Here is a 735-nt window from a genome sequence, read left to right on the forward strand (position 1 = left end):
GCGGCGATGTCGGGGTGGCGGTAGATCGCGTTGCCGTCGAAGCCCATCTTGGCGTCGAGGCACTTGAGATCGCCCTTCGGCGTCACGATCAGGGGATTGATCTCAAGCATCTCCATGTCCTTCTCGACGAAGAGCTTGTAGAGCGTCTTGATGAGCTGGACGCATTGCTTGACCTGCCCGCCCTCGAGGCCGAGCGCGAAGGCGACGCGGCGGCCGTGGAAGTCCGAGAGCCCCGAGGCCGGGTCGACCGAGAACGAGACGATCTTCTCGGGCGTCTTCGCGGCCACTTCCTCGATGTCCATGCCGCCCTCGGTCGAGCAGACGAACGCGACGCGCGAGGTCTGGCGGTCGACCAGAAGGGCGAGGTACAGTTCGCGCGCGATGTCCGAGCCGTCCTCGATATAGATCCGGTTGACCTGCTTGCCGGGCGCGCCGGTCTGGTGCGTCACCAGCGTGCGGCCGAGCATCTTGCGGGCCTCGGTGGCGGCTTCCTCCACCGACTTGGCGATGCGGACGCCGCCCTTCTCGCCGGCTTCCGGCTCCTTGAACTTGCCCTTGCCGCGGCCGCCGGCGTGGATCTGCGCCTTGACGACCCACAAGGGTCCGTCGAGCTCGCCCGCGGCGGTCTTGGCTTCCTCGGCCCTGAGGACGGCGCGGCCGTCCGACACCGGCGCGCCGTAGCTGCGCAGAAGGGCCTTGGCCTGGTATTCGTGGATGTTCATCGCTGATCCCCGT

The 735-nt window shown here is 67.3% G+C and carries 1 protein-coding gene; it reads right to left on the reverse strand.

Annotation, left to right across the window (positions count from 1 at the left end; genetic code table 11):
• Positions 1–722, reverse strand: a 722-nt coding sequence (locus OEZ60_RS22175) for an ATP-grasp domain-containing protein (protein ID WP_263341051.1), incomplete at its 3' end; no start/stop codon positions are given.
• Positions 723–735: the final 13 nt, after the last annotated feature.

Origin of the sequence: Albidovulum salinarum, from assembly GCF_025673475.1 — a bacterium.
In the GTDB taxonomy this organism is placed as follows: domain Bacteria; phylum Pseudomonadota; class Alphaproteobacteria; order Rhodobacterales; family Rhodobacteraceae; genus Albidovulum; species Albidovulum salinarum.